20 protein-coding genes and 3 pseudogenes are annotated in these 17,104 nt (G+C 54.0%); 12 read left to right on the top strand and 11 right to left on the bottom strand.

The window, feature by feature from the left end:
• Positions 1-8 precede the first annotated feature (8 nt).
• Genes ACQ86N_RS28695 through ACQ86N_RS28685 form a run of 3 tightly spaced genes read left to right on the top strand, consistent with a single transcriptional unit; the run spans position 9 to position 1,517 of the window.
• The gene (locus ACQ86N_RS28695) at positions 9-800 is read left to right on the top strand and encodes an FGGY family carbohydrate kinase (RefSeq protein WP_431210037.1); all 792 of its coding nucleotides are present in this window, start codon (positions 9-11) and stop codon (positions 798-800) included.
• Complete coding sequence (locus ACQ86N_RS28690) at positions 760-1,110, top strand: FGGY-family carbohydrate kinase (RefSeq protein WP_431210036.1); 351 nt, start codon at positions 760-762, stop codon at positions 1,108-1,110. Before ACQ86N_RS28695 ends, ACQ86N_RS28690 begins: the two co-directional genes overlap by 41 nt.
• Positions 1,107-1,517 carry an FGGY-family carbohydrate kinase gene (locus tag ACQ86N_RS28685; RefSeq protein WP_431210035.1) on the top strand — a complete coding sequence of 137 codons (411 nt, stop codon included), beginning with the start codon at positions 1,107-1,109 and terminating at the stop codon, positions 1,515-1,517. Before ACQ86N_RS28690 ends, ACQ86N_RS28685 begins: the two co-directional genes overlap by 4 nt.
• Positions 1,518-1,531: 14 nt before the next feature.
• Here the strand turns inward: ACQ86N_RS28685 and ACQ86N_RS28680 are convergent, their stop codons facing one another.
• From ACQ86N_RS28680 to ACQ86N_RS28650, 7 genes and pseudogenes are all read right to left on the bottom strand, one after another.
• A complete protein-coding gene (locus ACQ86N_RS28680) occupies positions 1,532-2,644 on the bottom strand; it encodes an alpha/beta hydrolase-fold protein (RefSeq protein WP_431210034.1) in 1,113 nt (370 codons plus the stop codon).
• A 51-nt stretch (positions 2,645-2,695) separates the two neighbouring features.
• Complete coding sequence (locus tag ACQ86N_RS28675; protein ID WP_431210033.1) at positions 2,696-4,231, bottom strand: alpha-L-arabinofuranosidase C-terminal domain-containing protein; 1,536 nt, start codon at positions 4,229-4,231, stop codon at positions 2,696-2,698.
• Positions 4,232-4,395: 164 nt separating this feature from the next.
• Complete coding sequence (locus ACQ86N_RS28670; protein WP_431217640.1) at positions 4,396-5,130, bottom strand: alpha/beta hydrolase; 735 nt, start codon at positions 5,128-5,130, stop codon at positions 4,396-4,398.
• Positions 5,127-6,206 carry a glycoside hydrolase family 43 protein gene (locus tag ACQ86N_RS28665; RefSeq protein ID WP_431210032.1) on the bottom strand — a complete coding sequence of 360 codons (1,080 nt, stop codon included), beginning with the start codon at positions 6,204-6,206 and terminating at the stop codon, positions 5,127-5,129. The genes ACQ86N_RS28670 and ACQ86N_RS28665 overlap by 4 nt, the downstream gene beginning before the upstream one ends.
• A 231-nt stretch (positions 6,207-6,437) precedes the next feature.
• Positions 6,438-7,901: a chaperonin GroEL gene (groL, locus tag ACQ86N_RS28660; RefSeq protein ID WP_431217639.1), complete on the bottom strand. Its 1,464-nt coding sequence runs from the start codon at positions 7,899-7,901 to the stop codon at positions 6,438-6,440.
• A gap of 14 nt (positions 7,902-7,915) precedes the next feature.
• Positions 7,916-8,080, bottom strand: a complete 165-nt coding sequence (locus tag ACQ86N_RS28655) for a hypothetical protein (protein ID WP_431210031.1) — start codon at positions 8,078-8,080, stop codon at positions 7,916-7,918.
• A gap of 55 nt (positions 8,081-8,135) precedes the next feature.
• A pseudogene (locus tag ACQ86N_RS28650) lies at positions 8,136-8,416 on the bottom strand (co-chaperone GroES).
• Between the two features lie 271 nt (positions 8,417-8,687).
• Here ACQ86N_RS28650 and ACQ86N_RS28645 point away from each other — a divergent pair.
• Positions 8,688-8,984 carry a hypothetical protein gene (locus ACQ86N_RS28645; protein ID WP_431210030.1) on the top strand — a complete coding sequence of 99 codons (297 nt, stop codon included), beginning with the start codon at positions 8,688-8,690 and terminating at the stop codon, positions 8,982-8,984.
• Here the strand turns inward: ACQ86N_RS28645 and ACQ86N_RS28640 are convergent.
• From ACQ86N_RS28640 to ACQ86N_RS28630, 3 genes are read right to left on the bottom strand one after another with little or no spacing between them, the layout of a single operon-like run.
• Positions 8,979-10,052 carry a cation:proton antiporter gene (locus ACQ86N_RS28640; RefSeq protein WP_431217638.1) on the bottom strand — a complete coding sequence of 358 codons (1,074 nt, stop codon included), beginning with the start codon at positions 10,050-10,052 and terminating at the stop codon, positions 8,979-8,981. The two genes, ACQ86N_RS28645 and ACQ86N_RS28640, sit on opposite strands and share 6 nt — an antisense overlap.
• Positions 10,046-10,495 (bottom strand): Hsp20/alpha crystallin family protein, encoded by a 450-nt coding sequence (locus ACQ86N_RS28635; protein ID WP_431217637.1) that lies wholly within the window; start codon positions 10,493-10,495, stop codon positions 10,046-10,048. The genes ACQ86N_RS28640 and ACQ86N_RS28635 overlap by 7 nt, the downstream gene beginning before the upstream one ends.
• Entirely contained in the window at positions 10,492-10,734 is a 243-nt protein-coding gene (locus ACQ86N_RS28630) for a hypothetical protein (protein WP_431218009.1), read from the bottom strand. The genes ACQ86N_RS28635 and ACQ86N_RS28630 overlap by 4 nt, the downstream gene beginning before the upstream one ends.
• A 195-nt stretch (positions 10,735-10,929) precedes the next feature.
• Between ACQ86N_RS28630 and ACQ86N_RS28625 the strand changes: the two genes are divergently transcribed.
• Positions 10,930-11,361 (top strand): hypothetical protein, encoded by a 432-nt coding sequence (locus ACQ86N_RS28625; RefSeq protein WP_431210029.1) that lies wholly within the window; start codon positions 10,930-10,932, stop codon positions 11,359-11,361.
• Positions 11,246-12,550, top strand: a complete 1,305-nt coding sequence (locus ACQ86N_RS28620; protein WP_431217636.1) for an alpha-amylase — start codon at positions 11,246-11,248, stop codon at positions 12,548-12,550. The genes ACQ86N_RS28625 and ACQ86N_RS28620 overlap by 116 nt, the downstream gene beginning before the upstream one ends.
• Here the strand turns inward: ACQ86N_RS28620 and ACQ86N_RS28615 are convergent.
• Positions 12,477-13,469, bottom strand: a complete 993-nt coding sequence (locus tag ACQ86N_RS28615; RefSeq protein WP_431210028.1) for a helix-turn-helix domain-containing protein — start codon at positions 13,467-13,469, stop codon at positions 12,477-12,479. The genes ACQ86N_RS28620 and ACQ86N_RS28615 overlap by 74 nt on opposite strands.
• Positions 13,470-13,619: 150 nt before the next feature.
• Here ACQ86N_RS28615 and ACQ86N_RS28610 point away from each other — a divergent pair, with 150 nt between their 5' ends.
• The 6 genes and pseudogenes from ACQ86N_RS28610 to ACQ86N_RS28585 all read left to right on the top strand — a co-directional run bounded on the left by ACQ86N_RS28610 (position 13,620) and on the right by ACQ86N_RS28585 (position 17,090).
• A complete protein-coding gene (locus tag ACQ86N_RS28610) occupies positions 13,620-14,129 on the top strand; it encodes an alpha-L-fucosidase (protein ID WP_431210027.1) in 510 nt (169 codons plus the stop codon).
• Position 14,130: 1 nt separating this feature from the next.
• Positions 14,131-15,183, top strand: coding sequence for an alpha-L-fucosidase (locus tag ACQ86N_RS28605; protein ID WP_431210026.1), 1,053 nt, complete (start codon positions 14,131-14,133; stop codon positions 15,181-15,183).
• A gap of 3 nt (positions 15,184-15,186) precedes the next feature.
• Positions 15,187-16,179: pseudogene (locus ACQ86N_RS28600) on the top strand (ligand-binding sensor domain-containing protein); the annotation flags it as partial.
• Positions 16,173-16,391, top strand: a complete 219-nt coding sequence (locus ACQ86N_RS28595) for a two-component regulator propeller domain-containing protein (protein WP_431210025.1) — start codon at positions 16,173-16,175, stop codon at positions 16,389-16,391. The pseudogene ACQ86N_RS28600 and the gene ACQ86N_RS28595, both read left to right, overlap by 7 nt.
• Before the next feature lie 203 nt (positions 16,392-16,594).
• Positions 16,595-16,876: pseudogene (locus ACQ86N_RS28590) on the top strand (two-component regulator propeller domain-containing protein); the annotation flags it as partial.
• A gap of 49 nt (positions 16,877-16,925) precedes the next feature.
• Positions 16,926-17,090, top strand: coding sequence for a two-component regulator propeller domain-containing protein (locus ACQ86N_RS28585; RefSeq protein ID WP_431210024.1), 165 nt, complete (start codon positions 16,926-16,928; stop codon positions 17,088-17,090).
• Positions 17,091-17,104: the final 14 nt, after the last annotated feature.

Genomic DNA, 17,104 nt, shown 5'->3' with positions numbered 1-17,104 from the left:
ATAATGTTATGGACTGTATTATCAGTATTGAGTTAGGTACAAATGCGGTGCGGGTCTATGCTTTTGACCTTCAGGGGCAGATCATCGGATTCGCAAAAGGTACTTATCCTACCTTTCATCCGTACCCCGACTACAGCGAACAGGACCCTGAGCAGATCTTTATCACCATGCTGTATGTGCTGAAGAATTTGCTCAATGAGAAGATCCACTCAAAAAAGCACAAGGTTGTATCGATGTGTTTCAGTGCTTCCATGCACAGTCTTCTCGCTGTCGATAAAGGAGGGGCTCCTCTGGGCAATCTCATCACCTGGGCGGATAACAGAGGGCAGAAGGAAGCCGGCGCTTTGCAGGGGTCGTCCATGGCAGAAGAGATCTATAAGGCGACCGGAACTCCGATCCATCCGATGTCGCCGCTGGTGAAGATCGTTTGGATGAAGAACCAACGGCCTGATGTGTTCGCGCAGACGGCGAAGTTCATGTCGCTCAAGAGCTATATCATCCAGCAGCTGACCGGTCAGGTTATACTTGACCACAGCCTCGCTTCGGCGACGGGCCTGATGAATATTTATAAAAAAGAGTGGGACCCGGTTGCTCTGGCGTATGCGGGCATCAGGGCGGACCGAGCTGCCGGCACCGGCGCCCATCAATTATTGTCCGGGAAAACTGTTGAATCAGTATCGGGTCTCGCTGGGAGTGCCGGCGGCGATGAAAATACTTGTCGGCTCCAGCGACGGTTGTTTTGCAACGTTGGGCGCCGGGGTGTGGGACCAGCACAAGGCGACGATCACGATCGAGGATAGTGCGGCCGTGCGGGTTATCGGCAGGGAGGTGCTGTCCGATGACAGGCGCCGGTTGTTCAACTATGTGCTGGACGACGGGCATTACGTGTCCGGTGGTCCGTCGAACAGCGGGGGTGTTGTCTTCGAGTGGTTCGCCAAACAGTTCGGGGATTTCAGGAACGCTTTTGATCTGGAGACGTGCATGGAGGACCTTATCAAGGAGGCGTCCGCGGCTGACCCCGGTGCGGAGAGGCTGCTATTTTTGCCTTATCTGCTGGGGGAACGGGCGCCGATCTGGAATGCGCAGGCGAGGGGGTATTCTTTGGGGTGAATATCAACCATGAAAGGAAGCATTTTGCCAGGGCGGTGATCGAAGGGATCTTGTACGAGATGTACAGTATCGAAAGGATGCTGCTGGAGCACCGAAATATTAAGGAGATCTCGGTCAACGGGAGTTTCGCCACGATCCCGTTCTGCACCCAGCTGATCGCGGATATTTTTAATTTACCGGTCCGTGTCAGCGCCAACAAAAGCAGCGTCAGCATGGGCGCCTATCTGTTGGCGGCAACGGATATCGGGCTGTATAAGAATATAGAGGAAGCGTCCAGGTCGGTCTCGCTGACTGAGACATACAAGCCCAGTGCCCGCGACAGTAAGGTCTATGCGGGGTATTTTTCGGTTTTTGAAAGCCTGACAGGGAAACTGGCGGGCGATTTCGAGGCGTTGGCGAATCTGTAGCCGCTGCGCCGATACTATTTGTTTTGGAATAGCAGGGGCGCCAGCTGGTAGAGGCTGCGTCTCCAGGTGAGGAACTCGTGGGCCGTGTTCTCGGACACAAAGGAGACTGCGTTGTAGCCTGCCTGTTTCAGGGAGTCTGCCGCCTGTTGGACGCGGGCGGGGTTCTCGCGGCTGCCGCAGCTGATAAAGATCAGTCCGGGTTTGGACTTGTCTTTCAGCTCTCCGGGCGAGTAAACTCCACCGCTGAGGAGGGCATAGCGGGAGAAGACCTCCGGCTTGTTCAGTGTTATCGTGTGCGTCTCCATGCCCCCCATCGAGAGTCCTGCCATGGCCCTGTTCTCGCGGTTGGCAAGGGTGCGGAAATGGGCGTCGATGTAGGGGATCAGTTCTTCGGTCAGGACGGTCTGAAAGGTATCGATCTTAAATTCGCGCATGTGGCCAAATCTGAGCTGGTTGGTTATGCCGTAGGTCATGACGATGATGAAGGGTTTGGCCTTGCCGTCGGCGATGAGATTGTCCATGATCAGGTTTGCGTGGCCCTGGTTGGACCATGCGGTCTCGTCCTCGCCCCAGCCGTGCTGCAGGTATAGGACGGGATAGCGGCGGTTAGCGTCTTTGCTGTAGCCCGGCGGTGTGTATACGAACGCCCTGCGGGCTGTATTTGTGCTTTTGGATGGAAAAAGGACCTGGACGACGTTGCCGTGCTCTACGTCTTTCAGCGCATAGAAATCCTGGTCGTGGGCGGGTATTTCGATTCCGCTCTCCCAGCGGGTCGAGCCATAGTAGTTGAGCGTGCCGGGGTCGTTGAATGTGCCGCCGTCGATGGTGATATGGTAGTAGTGAAAGCCTTCATCCATCGGTCCTTCGGTGGTGCCGGTAAAATATCCGTCCGCTCCTTTTGCGAGCACCGTTCCGCCTCTGCCGCCGAGTCCAAGGCTCACTCTGACGCTGTCGGCCTTTGGCGCGAATATGCGGAACCGCGCATAGCCCTGCGAGTTGACCTGCGGATATTGTTGTCCGGGCTGGTTGAGGGACGAAGGCTTGAAGTCGTCCTTTATGTCCTGGGCCGTGACGATTGTGCCTGCCAGGGCGGCCAAAGCGAAGAGGAATATTTGTTTGAGCTGCATGGTTGGTATATTTAAGTTAGTTGTGTCGTGCGGTTTTGTTCAGCTGAACTTTTATCTGGGTGAATGAGTGCGGGGGAAGGCGTACTGCAGCTGGCGGCCATTCGTTGTCACGGATGCCGGAACCGGCTGGTACTGCGATCGTCTGTCATAGCTAAAAGGCGCCTTGAGGTCGTCGCTGTTGATGAGGCTTACTTCTGCCTTGCCTGTGAATTCGCCGGAAGCGGTTATAATTTCCGTAGCGATGGAAGCGGACTGGTGGCGGTTGATCACGTTGATATAGACCACGCCGGCCGGGGCGTATACGGCGGTCACGTCGAGGTAGGGAATGCCCCTGTATTTTTCCGTACCAAAGGTATCGCATGCTACGTATGTGTCTACGGATGAGCCGAGGCAGTTGTTGGAGAATAATTTGAACGTATGAAAGACGGGTGATTTGAACGTGCCGTTTTTGGGATCGTTGGATAGCAATGAGGTGAGCATCGTGAAGTTGGCCATCTTTACCACGTCGGCGTGCCGGATGAATGAATTGAGGCATTCTGCGACCGGCAGGACGGACATGAAGTTCCTGGCGAAGGCGCCCCACTCATCGACGGAAAGGTAGATGGGTTTTTTCAGCGACATTTTTTCCCTTGCCTGACGGATCTGGTCGGCCACCAGGCTGATCTTCCCGTCAAAATCCATAGCGCCGTCGCCCATGTAGTGATAATAATTATCCGGGGGGCCTCCTTCCCAGTAGCGGTGAATGGAAAGGTAGTCGATCTTGTCGCCGATGCCTTCGAGTACCTTCCGATTCCAGTCGAACCATTTATTGGTTGGCTCATAATAAGACGAGCCGGACCCGACGAGCTTAATGGCCGGATCGACCGACCGCATTGCTTTTGCGGCTTCTCTTGCCGTCTCTACATAGTCTTCCGCATTCTTGTGGCCGAGTTCCCAGGGAAGGCCGTCCACTTCGTTGCCGAGGTCCCAGATCTTTACCTTATAGGGATCGCGGTGGCCGTATTTTGCGCGCAGGTCGGAATACCAGGTTCCTTTGTTATAGTTGCAGTATTCGACCCAGTAGGCTGCGTCGAGGATGGATCCGAGGCCGAGGTTTACGCAGACTATATTCTCGCTGCCGATGGACTTATTCAGGGCCATCCATTCGTCGGTGCCGACCTGGTTGGTTTCGGGTCCGCTCCAGGCGAGATTGATGCGTGTGGGGCGTTGATCTTTTGGGCCGATGCCGTCTTTCCAGTCATAGCCCATCAGGAAGTTGCCGCCGGGCCACCTCATGTTGGTGATCTTTAGTTCGCGCATTGCGTCGATATAGTCTTTTCTGAAGCCATTCGCGTCCGCGAGCGGGGACTTTGGGTCGTACAGTGTGCCGTACAGGGTGTTGAATTCCACGGAATCGGGCAGGCCCATTCGTCTGCCGTTGAAATGGATCGGCTCCATGAATACGCCGTAGATATTGGGGTCTATGTCCGAGATCACGCGGTCGACGTCGATCTTGATGGTTGCGGTTCGCGTCTGGGTTTGGGTTTGGGCGAAGCCGCCGAGGGGGAATATTGCTATGAAGCAGCAGGCAAGAATCGTTGGTTTCATATCTGGTTAGTTACTATACCGATTGAAATAGAGCGCGTCGGGATCACCGTCAGCAGGGTGGCGAGCCGGCAGGCTGTAAAGCTAAAATAGGGATTATTATCGAAATTGCAACCGATTGAAATTTTTTATTCTTTTTTTGGAGTGGAGATGGGAGGGAGGTCAGGCTAAAAAATATGCTGGGTGAACCAATAGAGGTTGTTGTCCCATTCTATGTTGTCATGCGCGTGGTTGTCGAGGTTCCAGACGTGAGGGATAGCCTGTTCTTTGAGGAACTCGTGGGTGCGCTGGCTAACCGATAAAAGCCCGTCTTTACTGCCGCATGCTATCCATAGCAGCCGGAGTTGTTTTTTGGCCGCCTGGGGATCCGGAACGAGCGGCACGTCTTTATATATAGCACCGAACTGGTTGGTATTTGGCGCCGAAGAGAATCCTCCGATGCAGGAAAAGGTTGCCAGGTGGGACAAACCGATATTCAACGATTGTCCGCCTCCCATGGACAGTCCCGCAATAGCGCGGTGTTCGCGGTCTTTGTAGGTGGAATAGTGTGAGTCGATATAGGGGATGATGTCTTTCAGCAGGTCGTCTTCGAATGGTTTTCTATATCCCTCATAGTGATCGCTGCTGCCTGAACGGGAGGCTTTTGCCGTGTCTGTCACCGTCAGTCTGGCGTCGCAGTTGGGGAAGACCATGATCATGGGTCGAATTTTACCTTCGGCGATCCCGTTGTCGGCGATGTTATCGGCCTGGCACCATTCGGTCCATTGACGGCCGTCTTCTCCCAGGCCGTGGAGCAGATATAGTACGGGATATTTCCTGTCAGGGGAATAGCCGGGGGGCGTATATACGTTCATTTGGCGGAGTTGCCCGAGGGTTGTGGAACGATATTGAACGGTGGTCAGGCGTCCGTGCGGTATTTTTTGCGCGCCGAGTCGAATCCGGCCGGGGGTTCGGGGAAGGCCTGGGTGGATTCGGTTTTGGGAGACGCGGTATTGTGGGGTTCGGCGACAGCCGGGTGTGCGTCCGCTGCCGGCTGAACGCCGGTCGTCGTCTGTATTATTTTTTGGATGGTGCCGTCTGCGTTGTAGTACATATAGTCCACGCAGATCGAGCGCCGGTAACTGCCGCCGGTGGGGAGGGAGCCGTTGTGATAAAAGAAGTAGGATCTTCCCTTGTAGTCAATTATTCCGGGATGCGTGGTAAAGCTGTTGGGGACGTTTTCCTGGATGATGCCCTGGTAGGTCCATGGGCCTGTGGGGTTCGGCGCGGTGCAGTATTCTATCATTTCCGGCCTGGTTCCGGCGCTGGCATAGACGAGGTAATAGAGCCCATTGCGTTTGTACACCCAGGGGCCTTCGATGTAGTGCAAGGGTTTAAAGGTGGTTATTCCGCCGTCCATTTCGATCATATTCTCTTTCAGCCGCACCCATTTGCAGCTGCCATTGCCCCAGAACAGGTAGGCCTGACCGTCGTCGTCGATAAAGACGGTAGGGTCTATGTCGTCCCAGCCGTATTTCATGTCGGTGGTCATTTCGTTTATGACAAGGGCTTTGCCGATGGCGTCTTTGAACGGGCCGGTTGGCCTGTCGGATACGGCCACGCCAATAGCGGCGCCGCCGTTGCTGATGCTGTCTTTTTTATGGAATGTTGCGACGAACCAGTAGAATTTGCCATTTCTTTCAATGCATTGTGCGGCATAGGCATCGCCTGTAGCCCAGGAGAAGGTGGCCGGAGACAGCAGGGCTCCATAGTCGTGCCAGTGCACCATATCGGTGGAGGAAAAGACGTGCCAGTCCGGCATTTTGTAGTTGGTTGCTTTTTCGGATGCGGTGTCGTGGCCGGTGTAGAGGAATACGGTGTCGTGGTAGACGATGGGGGCGGGGTCGGCCGTGAAAATGTCTTTAATGATGGGGTTCTGGGCGTTGGTGGCGGCGAATGCGCAGCATAGGCCTATAGTGGCAAGGAATCTCTTTTTCATCTTGTGTTTTTTTGAAAGGGATGGTTTTGGTTTTTAAAAGTAGGGATTTTTGGGAAAATTGCAATCGATTGAATTTTTTCGGATTTGGTTGAGTTCATCGATAAGAACGGTGCGGCGTTTGGGGGTGAGGGAGTATTAATAGTGGAATCCCGTATACCCTGGGACACTGCCCGGGCAACGGGATTCGCTTAATGAAAGGCTGGCTTTGCTGTGCGTAGCCTTTGGGTTCCTTTAATACCTGGGTTCTTTAGTAGTCCATTCCCATTCCGGTGGGTGCGGGAATGGCGGCGTTCTCTTTTTGGGTTTATCGGAAACGACGCATTCTGTCGTCAGGAGCAGACTGGCGATGGAGGCGGCATTTTCGAGGGCGATGCGGGACACCTTGGTCGGGTCGATCACTCCTGCGGTCAGGAGCGGTTCGTATTTCTCGGTGCGGGCATTGAATCCGTAGTCGTTGTCATGCCGGCGGACCTCCTGGACGATGATGCTGCCTTCGAGTCCGCAGTTCTGGACGATCTGCCGCAGGGGTTCTTCGATGGCCCTGCGGATAATGGCGATGCCGGTGTTTTCGTCGGCGTTGTAGCCGGAGAGTCCGTTGAGAGAATCGATGGCGCGGATGTAGGCTACGCCGCCGCCTGGGACTATGCCTTCTTCGATCGCCGCGCGGGTGGCATGGAGGGCGTCGTCGACGCGGTCTTTCTTTTCCTTCATTTCGACTTCCGTGGCGGCGCCGACGTACAGAACGGCAACGCCTCCGCTGAGTTTGGCCAGTCGTTCCTGGAGCTTTTCCTTGTCGTAGTCGGAAGTGCTTGCGGCGATCTGCGACTTGATTTGGGAGACGCGGGTCTGAATGTCTTCTTTCTTTCCTTTGCCGCCGACAATAGTGGTATTGTCCTTGTCGATCGTTACGGAGTCGGCTGTGCCCAGATAGGTCATGTCTGCGTTCTCCAATTTGTAGCCGCGGTCTTCGCTGATGACGATGCCTCCCGTCAGGACAGCAATATCTTCGAGCATTTCCTTCCGCCGGTCGCCGAAGCCGGGGGCCTTTACGGCAGCGATCTTCAGCGTTCCGCGAATTTTGTTGACGACGAGCGTCGCCAGGGCTTCGCCGTCGAGGTCTTCGGCGATGATGAGAAGGGGGCGGCCGCTTTGCGCTGTTTTTTCCAGCAATGGCAGTATATCTTTCATTGTGCTGATCTTCTTATCGTAGATCAGTACGTAGGGATTTTGCAGTTCGGCCTCCATTTTTTCCGTATTGGTCACGAAATAGGGGGAAACGTAGCCCCGGTCGAATTGCATGCCTTCCACTACTTCTACGGTCGTGGCGGTGCCTTTGGCCTCCTCGACGGTGATGACCCCTTCCTTGCCTACCTTTGTAAAGGCTTCGGCGATCAGCCGGCCGATATTGTCATCATTATTGGCGGATACTGTTGCGACCTGGCGGATCTTGTCGTCGTCATTTCCTACTGTCTGCGACTGCCGGCGCAGGCTTTCAACCACGGCCCGGGTGGCCTTATCTATCCCTTTTTTGAGGTCCATGGGATTGGCTCCGGCGGCGACGTTCTTTAGTCCTTCGGAAATTATCGCCTGTGCCAGTACGGTAGCGGTGGTGGTTCCGTCACCGGCGGCGTCGGCGGTCCTGGAGGCGACTTCTTTGACCATCTGGGCGCCCATATTTTCGATGGGGTCTTCCAGTTCTATCTCTTTGGCTACGCTAACGCCGTCTTTTGTGATTGCCGACGCGCCGAACTTTTCTCCAGGATCACGTTGCGTCCCTGGGGCCCGAGTGTAACCCTGACAGCGTTGGCCAGTGTGTCAATGCCTTTTTTCATTCGGGTTCTTGCGTCTGTGTCGAAGAAAAGTTGCTTTGCCATAATAAAATGATTTCCAGTGAAAAAATTTGGTTAATGAATAGGATTCAGCGCCAGGTCATATGATGGCCAGGATGTCGGATTCCCGCAGGATCAGCAGATCCTGTCCTTCAATTTTGATCTCTGTTCCGGAATATTTACCGTAGAGCACCTGGTCGCCTTTTTTGACGGTGACCGCCTCGTCTTTTTGCCGGGGCCGGCCGCAATGACGATTCCGCGCTGGGGTTTTTCCTTTGCTGTGTCAGGGATGATAATGCCGCCGGCGGACTTTTCTTCGGCGGGTGCCGGTCTGACGATGACCCGGTCGTGTAGTGGAGTAATCTGCAGTGTACTTGACATAATTTATGAATTTGAGTTTTTAAGACAAAGTCACTAACTACGCTAATTACTTATATGGCTGCGTGTCTTGTTTTTGGCACAACAAGCAGGATGCCAATCGGGAAAAATGAAAATTTTTCAGTAAATTTTGTCACAGGACGGTGTCAAAATTTCGGGTCTGTCCGACGGTCCCCCGTGGTATCGGGGCCTGTCGCGCCATGAGCCCTGGGATGCGTGCATATTGGCATGACCGTTGAGGGCGGTTATATATCCGTGTTTAATCTATCACGAAATGGACAGCAAATACTATATCGAATTGAATATGAAAACCGTAGACGGATTTGAGCGTTTCGGGTGTTTCGAGCTGGGGTCGGACCGCGAATTTTCCGTTGGGTTATTTGCCGGTCTGGAAGGTCGTCCCGCTGTTGGTGAGACCGGGGTCCTTCATATGGATCTCGTGGAGAAACGGAATGGTCTGCCAATGAATGTGCAGGTGATCGGCTGTACAGCGGAGGAACTTGGGGCGAATATGAAGTATCTTGCCCGCGAGCTTTTCAAGAAAATAAATCTGGGTATTCCGCCGCTATGATGCGGATCGGTTGGTGTTGAGGATTGTCCGAAGGCCGGAGGTCCAGGCCGTGGAAAGAAATAAAGCCAGGCCGGTGACAGCGACGCTCAACTTATACATTCCGGCATCGATCATTCCGGAGTCCGCCGCCATGGAGCAGGCGAGTAGTCCCAGTTCTCCGGTCTGAGACAATAGCGCGCCGGCCCACCAGCTATCCTTCCATGGAATGCCGAGCAGTCGGAATGCTACAGCGGAAAGGAGGCTATTAGTGAGAAGTACGGCGGATGTTATCACAAGGATCGATAGCCAGTGGGAGGCTATGAAATGGAGATCAATCAGTAAACCGACAGATACGAAATACAGGGCGACAAAGAATACCTTGAATGGTTTCAACACCCTGCTAAGCCATTCGAAGCCCCGTGCCCGGCCCAGCCACATGCCTGCGGCGAAGCTGCCGATGGGGCCGGAGAGACCGGCCATGGACGACAACAGCGCACAGCAGAGGCAGCAGGACGCTGCAAGAAATACCTGCATGTCATGGTCCGACTCCAGCAGTTGCCAGCCTCTCCAGGACCAAATATCCCTGTTGCGTACTTTCTGCAGAAGGAAGATCAGTATGATGGCGATGGCGGCAGAAGCCAGAAGAGTGGGCCATTGCGTGGCCGGTCTGCCCATCCATTGGAAAAAGGCGAATACGGGCGCTACGAGAACGTCCTGCAACAGCAACATATTCAATACGAGTTTGCCGGTATTTGTGTCCAGTTCGCCTGTCTGCCGCATATATTCGCTGACTACGGCGGTACTATTGAAGGTCAGCAGGACAGACAGGAGCAGTCTGTTGTGCCATCCCCATGCGAGCCAGGCGCCGGCGAGCCAGGCGACCGTGAGCGCGAGCAGCATCTTTATCACCTGCCCCGCCATGGGCCGCCACAGAAGCGTGCCTTTTGCCGGGATCTCGATCTCCAGCCCGAGGAAGAACATCAGGAGCAGTATGCCGAATTCTCCCAGTTCGGCCGGTCCTTTGTCCGGGACAAAAAGCCCTGCCATTCCGGGGCCGAGAACGATGCCCGCGAGGATATAGGCTACCAGGATAGGGCTGACGCCAGCGTCGCAGCAAAATGATCAATAGCAGGATGACCACGCAGAGTGCACTCAAGCGCGCCAGTGTGTTTCCCATATGTCGAAAGGTTTGAAAAAAGGCGGACACGCGAGGTCCGCCTGATTGAATAGTTGCCCGGTGTACGGGTGTAGTTGCCCGGTGTACCGCTGTAGTTGTTCGGTGTACCGCCGTGGTTGTTCGGTACGCGGGTGGTTATTGCACGTCGATCTTCCGGAAGCTGCGCTTTGCGTCTTCTTTTTGGTAGCGTAAGCGTCAGTATACCGTTGTCGTAACGGGCCGCGGCCTTTTCGACGTCTACGGTGCGGTCTACTGTGAAGCTGCGGGAGAATGCGCCGGAGCGGTATTCGCGGCGCAGCCATTTTTGCTCATTGCCGGCGGTCTTTTCTTCGTGCTTTTCGAAGGCGACCGTCAGGGTGTCGCCGGTGTAGGAGAGCTGAAAATCTTCTTTTTCAGACCCGGCGCAATGACCTCTACCTCGTAGCTGGTGTCGGATTCGAGGATGTTCACTGGGACGCGGCTGTCCGATGGCAGGCCGTTGAAACCCCATGAGCGGTCGTCGAAGAATCGATTCAGGGGGTTCTGGAAGAGTTCGTCTACAACAGTAGCAAACGTTGTCGGGCGATTGTCCGTCTTTTTGATGATGTTGTTCATAATTCCTCCTTTTTTGGATTCGATTTTGGGTGATCAAGGGGTATGCCAATGGGTTTGATGCTGAAAAACTGGCTCCTGGTCTGAAAAAATTCGTGTGGGACTGTCAAAAATTCATTTGACGGAAGAAGTTGAGTGGATTGCGGGAAGAAGTTGAAAAAGATTGACGGAAGAAGTTGAGAGGATTGGGGGAAGAAATTGAAAGGCTGGATCGAACCGGGGAATCTCGTAAATGAAAGTGTGGTGAAGTCAGTTCAGTTGTTCGGGTGGCGGGCGATTAAGATTGGAACGCGATTTGTCTTTTCGTTGGCAAAACCACTGGACCTATATATGGAAAACGGAACAATGCTGCAGTCGTTTCACTGGTATAGTGAAGGAGACGGAAAATTTTGGAACCGGATTGGGGAAAATGTGCAACACTGGGCAGAGTTGGGGATCAATTCCGTCTGGCTGCCGCCGGCCTATAAGGGCACGGTAGGTGGATTTAGTCAGGGCTATGATGTGTATGATATCTATGATCTTGGGGAGTTCGACCAGAAAGGGTCGGTGCGCACGAAAGTACGGGACAAAGGAAGAATATTTAAAGGCTATACAGGTGTTGCACGAGCACAAGATACAGGCTTACCCTGACATCGTTCTCAACCATAAGGGTGGGGGCGACGAGGTCGAAAAGATAAAAGTCATTAGAGTCAATCCGGAGAACCGGAATGAATTCACCAGCGAACCTTTTGAAATTGAGGCGTACACCAAATTTACTTTTCCGGGCCGGAATAAAAAGTATTCTGATTTCATCTGGGACTTCAGGTGTTTTACGGGTGTGGATTACGCGGCCGACCTTAAGGAGACCGCCATATTCACTATCCTAAATGAATACGGGAGCGACTGGGAGGAGGTAATCGATACGGAGAAGGGGAATTATGATTTTCTGATGTACTGTGATATCGAGTTTCGGAACCCTGCTGTCAGGGAGGAGCTGAACCGCTGGGGGAAATGGTATCTGGAGACCACCGGGATGGATGGGGTGAGGCTGGATGCGGTCAAGCATATGCCGGTGCGGTTCTACAACGAGTGGCTGGACTATATGCGTACCCTGAAGCCGGACCTTTTTGCGGTGGGGGAGTACTGGGCTCCCGGCGAATTGCAACTGCTCATTCGGTATATCGATGCCACGCAGGGGCGGATGTCGCTGTTCGACAGCAGCCTGCACCACAATCTGCACCATGCGTCAAAAGGGGGTAAGGACTATGACCTCCGATCGATCCTTGACGACTGTCTTGTTACGGTGAATCCTGCGCTGGCGGTGACGGTGGTCGACAATCACGATACCCAGCCGCTGCAGGCGCTGGAGGCGCCGGTGGAGGCCTGGTTCAAGCCGCTGGCGTATGCGCTGACCCTGCTGAGAGAGGGCGGTTATCCCTGCGTATTTTATCCCGACCTGTATGGCGCGCACTATGTCGACAAGGGGAGTGACGGGGAGGACCACGAGATATGGCTGGAAAAATGTGAGCATATCGAGCAGCTGCTGACTGCCCGGAAGAAGTATTCGTATGGCGAGCAGCGGGATTATTTCGATCATGGCAATTGTATCGGCTGGACGCGGGCGGGCGTGGATGATATCGAAGGGTCGGGCTGCGCTGTGATGCTATCGAACGGTGACGAAGGGTTCAAGTCCATGGAAATAGGGAAGAGGTTTTCCGGTAAGACTTTTGTGGACTGTCTTGGGAAGCATCCGGCCGAGGTCGTGGTCAACGAAGACGGCTGGGGTGAATTTCATGTTTCGGCGGGGTCGGTCTCGGTCTGGATCGAAAAAGGGAGATAGACAATTTGCGGCGGATGGACGCGGGACGAAGGTGGATGGTGCTACGCGGGGGTGTGGTGTTGGTCGCGGTAGCGGCCGGGAGTGAGACTGGTGATCTTTTTGAAGACTTTCGAGAAGTGTTGTACGTTGTCGAAGCCCATGGTCTCCGAGATCTGGGCGAGCGACATGCTGGTCGTGACGATGAGGTGCTGGGCTCTTTCGATGCGTTTGTTGTGGATATAGGCCAGGGGCGCTGGCCGGTGAGCTTTACGAATAGCCTTGAAAGGTAGTCGGGATGGAGGTTGACCATTCTGGCGAGATCGTGTACTGTCAAAGGGTTTCCGAGGTTGAGCTGGATAAAGCCGGGGAGTTCGAGTACTTTGGATGGAATGCTCGCGGCGTCAGGCTGTCCGGCGGACTTGAGCTGAACGAATTTCGATATCAGCTGGAGAAGGATACCCTGGGTTTCGAGGAAGAGGTGATCGCTTTGGTTATTGTTCAATTCTTCGTATTCCTTATAATAAATGTGTTTTTCGTATACCTGCGGGTTGTCGCTGCGGTTGATCTTTCTGCCCGGGTTGATATGGAGCAGCCTTTTGAAATTATCGATATCGGTTGGTGAGGCCCGTATCTTAAAGACGGCCTGGTGATTATGAAAGAGTGAAATGCCGTCGACCGCGTCCTCGAAGAAATGGATAAAATACTGGCTCAGGTGACCCGAACATTTCAGGTTGCAGAGGGTAAATCCGGGGATAAGGTACATGAAGCCGGGCTCCAGCGTCCAGGTCTGTTTTTTATGATAGATCAGGCCCTCTCCGGAATCGATATAGTACATTCGGTAGTAGGGGCTGAGCACATTCCTGTAGTTCCATTTGTCGTCGAGCGTGACGTGGTCGACGTGGAGCAATACAAATGATTCCTTTAGCACTCTTCGGATCACGGTAATGTCGGATTTGTATAAAACAAAGTCGAATATATATAAAATTAATAGATTCCGATTCTTTTACTTTTACCGGGTATGAAAAGAAGAGAGCTTTTAAGAAATTCGATTGCACTATTGCCTGGGTTATTATTAAAGAAGCAAGATTTGATGATGGCCTCCGCCAGGCTGGCCAGCGTTCATCAGGGGCCGTTCAGGCCGGACTGGGCTTCGCTGTCGGGCTACCAGGTCCCGGAGTGGTATAAGAACGCAAAATTCGGTCTGTGGGCGCACTGGGGGCCGCAGTGTCAGCCGGAACATGGCGACTGGTATGCGAGAAGCATGTACCAGGAGGGCAGCGACGATTATAATTATCATGTCAAAAATTATGGGCATCCTTCCAAATTCGGGTTTAAGGACGTGATCCATGAATGGAAGGCGGAGAACTGGGACCCGGAGGAGTTGCTGGCATTGTATAAGGATGCCGGGGCGAAGTATTTTGTCGCTCTTGCGAACCATCACGATAATTTTGACAATTATGACAGCTCGCATCAGCCGTGGAATTCGGTGAGGATGGGGCCGAAAAAAGACCTGATCGCGGGTTGGGCGAAGGCGGCGAGGAACCGAGGGGCTCCATTTCGGTGTCAGTATACATGCGGCACACGCGTGGAGCTGGTATGAGGTGGCGCAGCGGCATGACCTGAAGGGTGCGATGCAGGGAGTGCCGTATGATGGAAAGACCGGGAAGGCGGCGGGAAAGGGGATGTGGTGGGAAGGTTACGATCCGCAGGATTTGTATGAACAGGACCATCCGCTGAGCAAGGACAGTCTGAATGACAGCGCGCTTTTCGGGCAGTGGGGCTGGGGGAATGGCGCTACTCCGCCTTCGAGCCGCTATTGCGAAAAATTTTATAAACGAACGGTCGAACTGATCGACAAATATCATCCCGACCTGTTGTATTTTGACGATACGGTGCTTCCCTTGTGGCCGGTCAGTGATGTTGGATTGCGTATTGTAGCCCACCATTATAACAGCAGCATCAAGCGGCATGGGTCGTTGGAAGCAGTGGTGAACGGAAAGATATTAAACGAAGAGCAGCGGAAGTGTTTGGTCTGGGATATCGAGCGGGGGCAGAGCAACGAGATCATGCCTTATACCTGGCAGACCGATACTTGTATCGGGGGCTGGCATTACGACAGAAGGATACTGGAGCGGCACGAGTACAAGACGGCGAAGACGGTGATCCATACGCTGGCCGATGTAGTGAGCAAGAACGGCAATCTGCTGCTCAGCATTCCGGTGCGGGCTGACGGCACGATCGACAATGATGAACGCGGGATCGTGAAGGGGGTTGGGGAATGGATGAAGGTCAACAGTGAATGCATCTATGATACGCGGCCTTATTCGGTGTATGGGGAAGGTCCTTCGACGGAGCATGCGGCTGCGCTGAACGGGCCGGGGTTCAATGAGGGGAAGGGGAAGCCGTTCACAGCCGAGGATATACGATTTACAAGAAAGGGCGATACGCTGTATGCGATCGTTATGGGTGAGCCAGGAGGGGAAGTGCTGGTGAGGACGTTGAAGGGTAGGACTGTCAGGAAGGTGCAGGTAATCGGACATGCCGGCGATCCGGACTGGAAAAATGCGGAGGATGGGTTGAGGGTGATGATACCGGCCGGGGTTGCTTCATCGTTCGCCCCCGTGCTTAAGATCGAAGGAGATGTGTATATTTAGGGTATGATCAGGAGATGGTTGTTGCTTGCATGTTTGCTGGCGGCCGGGTCGTGGGGATTTAGTCAGTCCAGGGACTATCCTTTTACGAGGCTTGCAGGCCAGGATGGTCTTTCGAATAATCATATAAATGTCATTTTCAAGGACAAACAGGGATTTGTCTGGATAGGTACCAATTCCGGTCTGAACAGGTACGACGGCTATACATTCAAGGTTTTCAGGCACGATGATCAGGATCCGGCCTCTCTTACGGACGACCATGTGGGGGGTATCTTCGAAGGGCCTGGCAATAAGCTATTCATCAGTACGGGGACGGGCGGCCTTAACATTTACGATCCGGTCACCGGGGGATTCGAACCGCATCGAACGGCCTGGTTGACGGCAAATCATATCCCGGCGTATAATCTTGTTGCCATTTTAAAGGGGAAGGACCTCAACTATTACTTCGTTTACAGCGATTCGGGTGTTTACCGGTATGATCCGGTGCGGGGAGCCGTTCGGATAAGGTCCGGTATTGCGGAGAACCCTGTGGCGGATGCCGTGACCGATGGTTCCGGGGCATTTTGGCTGTCGTATTATGATGGTCTGCTGGAGCGGCTGGACCCCGGGCGGGGGACCGTCACGCTGCAGACGGACGTATTAAAACGCCGGGCACAGCGGTCGCCTTACGGCTACAAGCTGTATATTGACGGTCAGGAGCAGTTGTGGCTGTATGCGATGGACAACCTTTCGGGGTTATGGGAATACGATCCTCATACGGGAGGGGTCAGGCATTTTTCAAGGGATTCCGGCACGGCGAGGCTGAGCAACAACAATATCAGCGACGTGGTGCAGGACGACAAGGGGCTTATCTGGATAGCGACGGATAAGGGTGGTATCGATCTTCTCGATAAGGGAAAGATGACGGTTCGTTATCTGCAGCATTCGGATGAGGAGCGAAGCCTGCCGGAGAATACGATCACTTCACTTTTTTGCGATAATACCGGCGGCGTGTGGGTTGGGACGCTGAAGAAGGGAGTTGCGTATTACCAGCAGAACGTATTGCGGTTCCCCTATACCGGCACCAGACGGGGCGGGCGGAGAGTCTGCCCTACAATGACGTCAACTGCTTTGCGGAGGATGGAAAGGGAAATTTATGGATCGGTACGGACGGGGGAGGCCTGATCTATTTCGACAGGGCGGGCAACAGATGGCTGCAATACCGTCAGTGAGATGGACGACCCCAATAGCATTGCGGGGGACGTCATCATATCGCTGCTTGTAGATCGGCGGGGTGCGCTGTGGGTGGGCATGTATCAGGGGGACTGGACCGGTACGACGGCCGTGTGTTCACTCATTTCAGGCATAGGGATCAGGACTCCGGGAGTCTGGCAGATGACGGGGTGTATTCTCTTTGGAGGATGCGGAAGGCGGCATGTGGGTGGGAACGATGAGGGGCGGGCTCGACAGGATGGATGTGGCGAAGGGCAGGTTCTATCACAATACGGTCGCTATGCAGCATTCGATACACTCGAACTATGTCCCCGTGCTTGCCGAGGACAGGGCGACCAATCTATGGGTAGGGACGTCCTATGGGGTCAGTGTGCTGACGCGAAGCACGGGGCAATTCATTTATTATACGACCGAAAACAGCAAGCTCAGCGACAATATTGTCTTTTCGCTCTGCAGTGACCGCCGCGGCAATATGTGGGTGGGGACACGAATGGGGTTGAGCGTTATGCGGCCGGGTAGCGACAGTTTCCGAGGTGTTTACGGTAAAGGACGGTCTTCCGGGCAATACGATCGCGAGTGTGCAGGAGGACCGGGGCGGCAACCTTTGGGTGAGCAGTTCGGGCGGTCTGTCGAAGATAGAAGTCGGGCAGGATAGTCAGCGGGTAAAGATCAAGTGTTTGAATTTTGACGGAGTATGACGGTCTGCAGGGCA

It is taken from the genome of Puia sp. P3 (assembly GCF_050632245.1).
GTDB lineage: Bacteria > Bacteroidota > Bacteroidia > Chitinophagales > Chitinophagaceae > Puia.
Note: the sequence above shows the minus strand (reverse complement) of the source record. Positions and strands in the feature narration are given on the sequence as shown.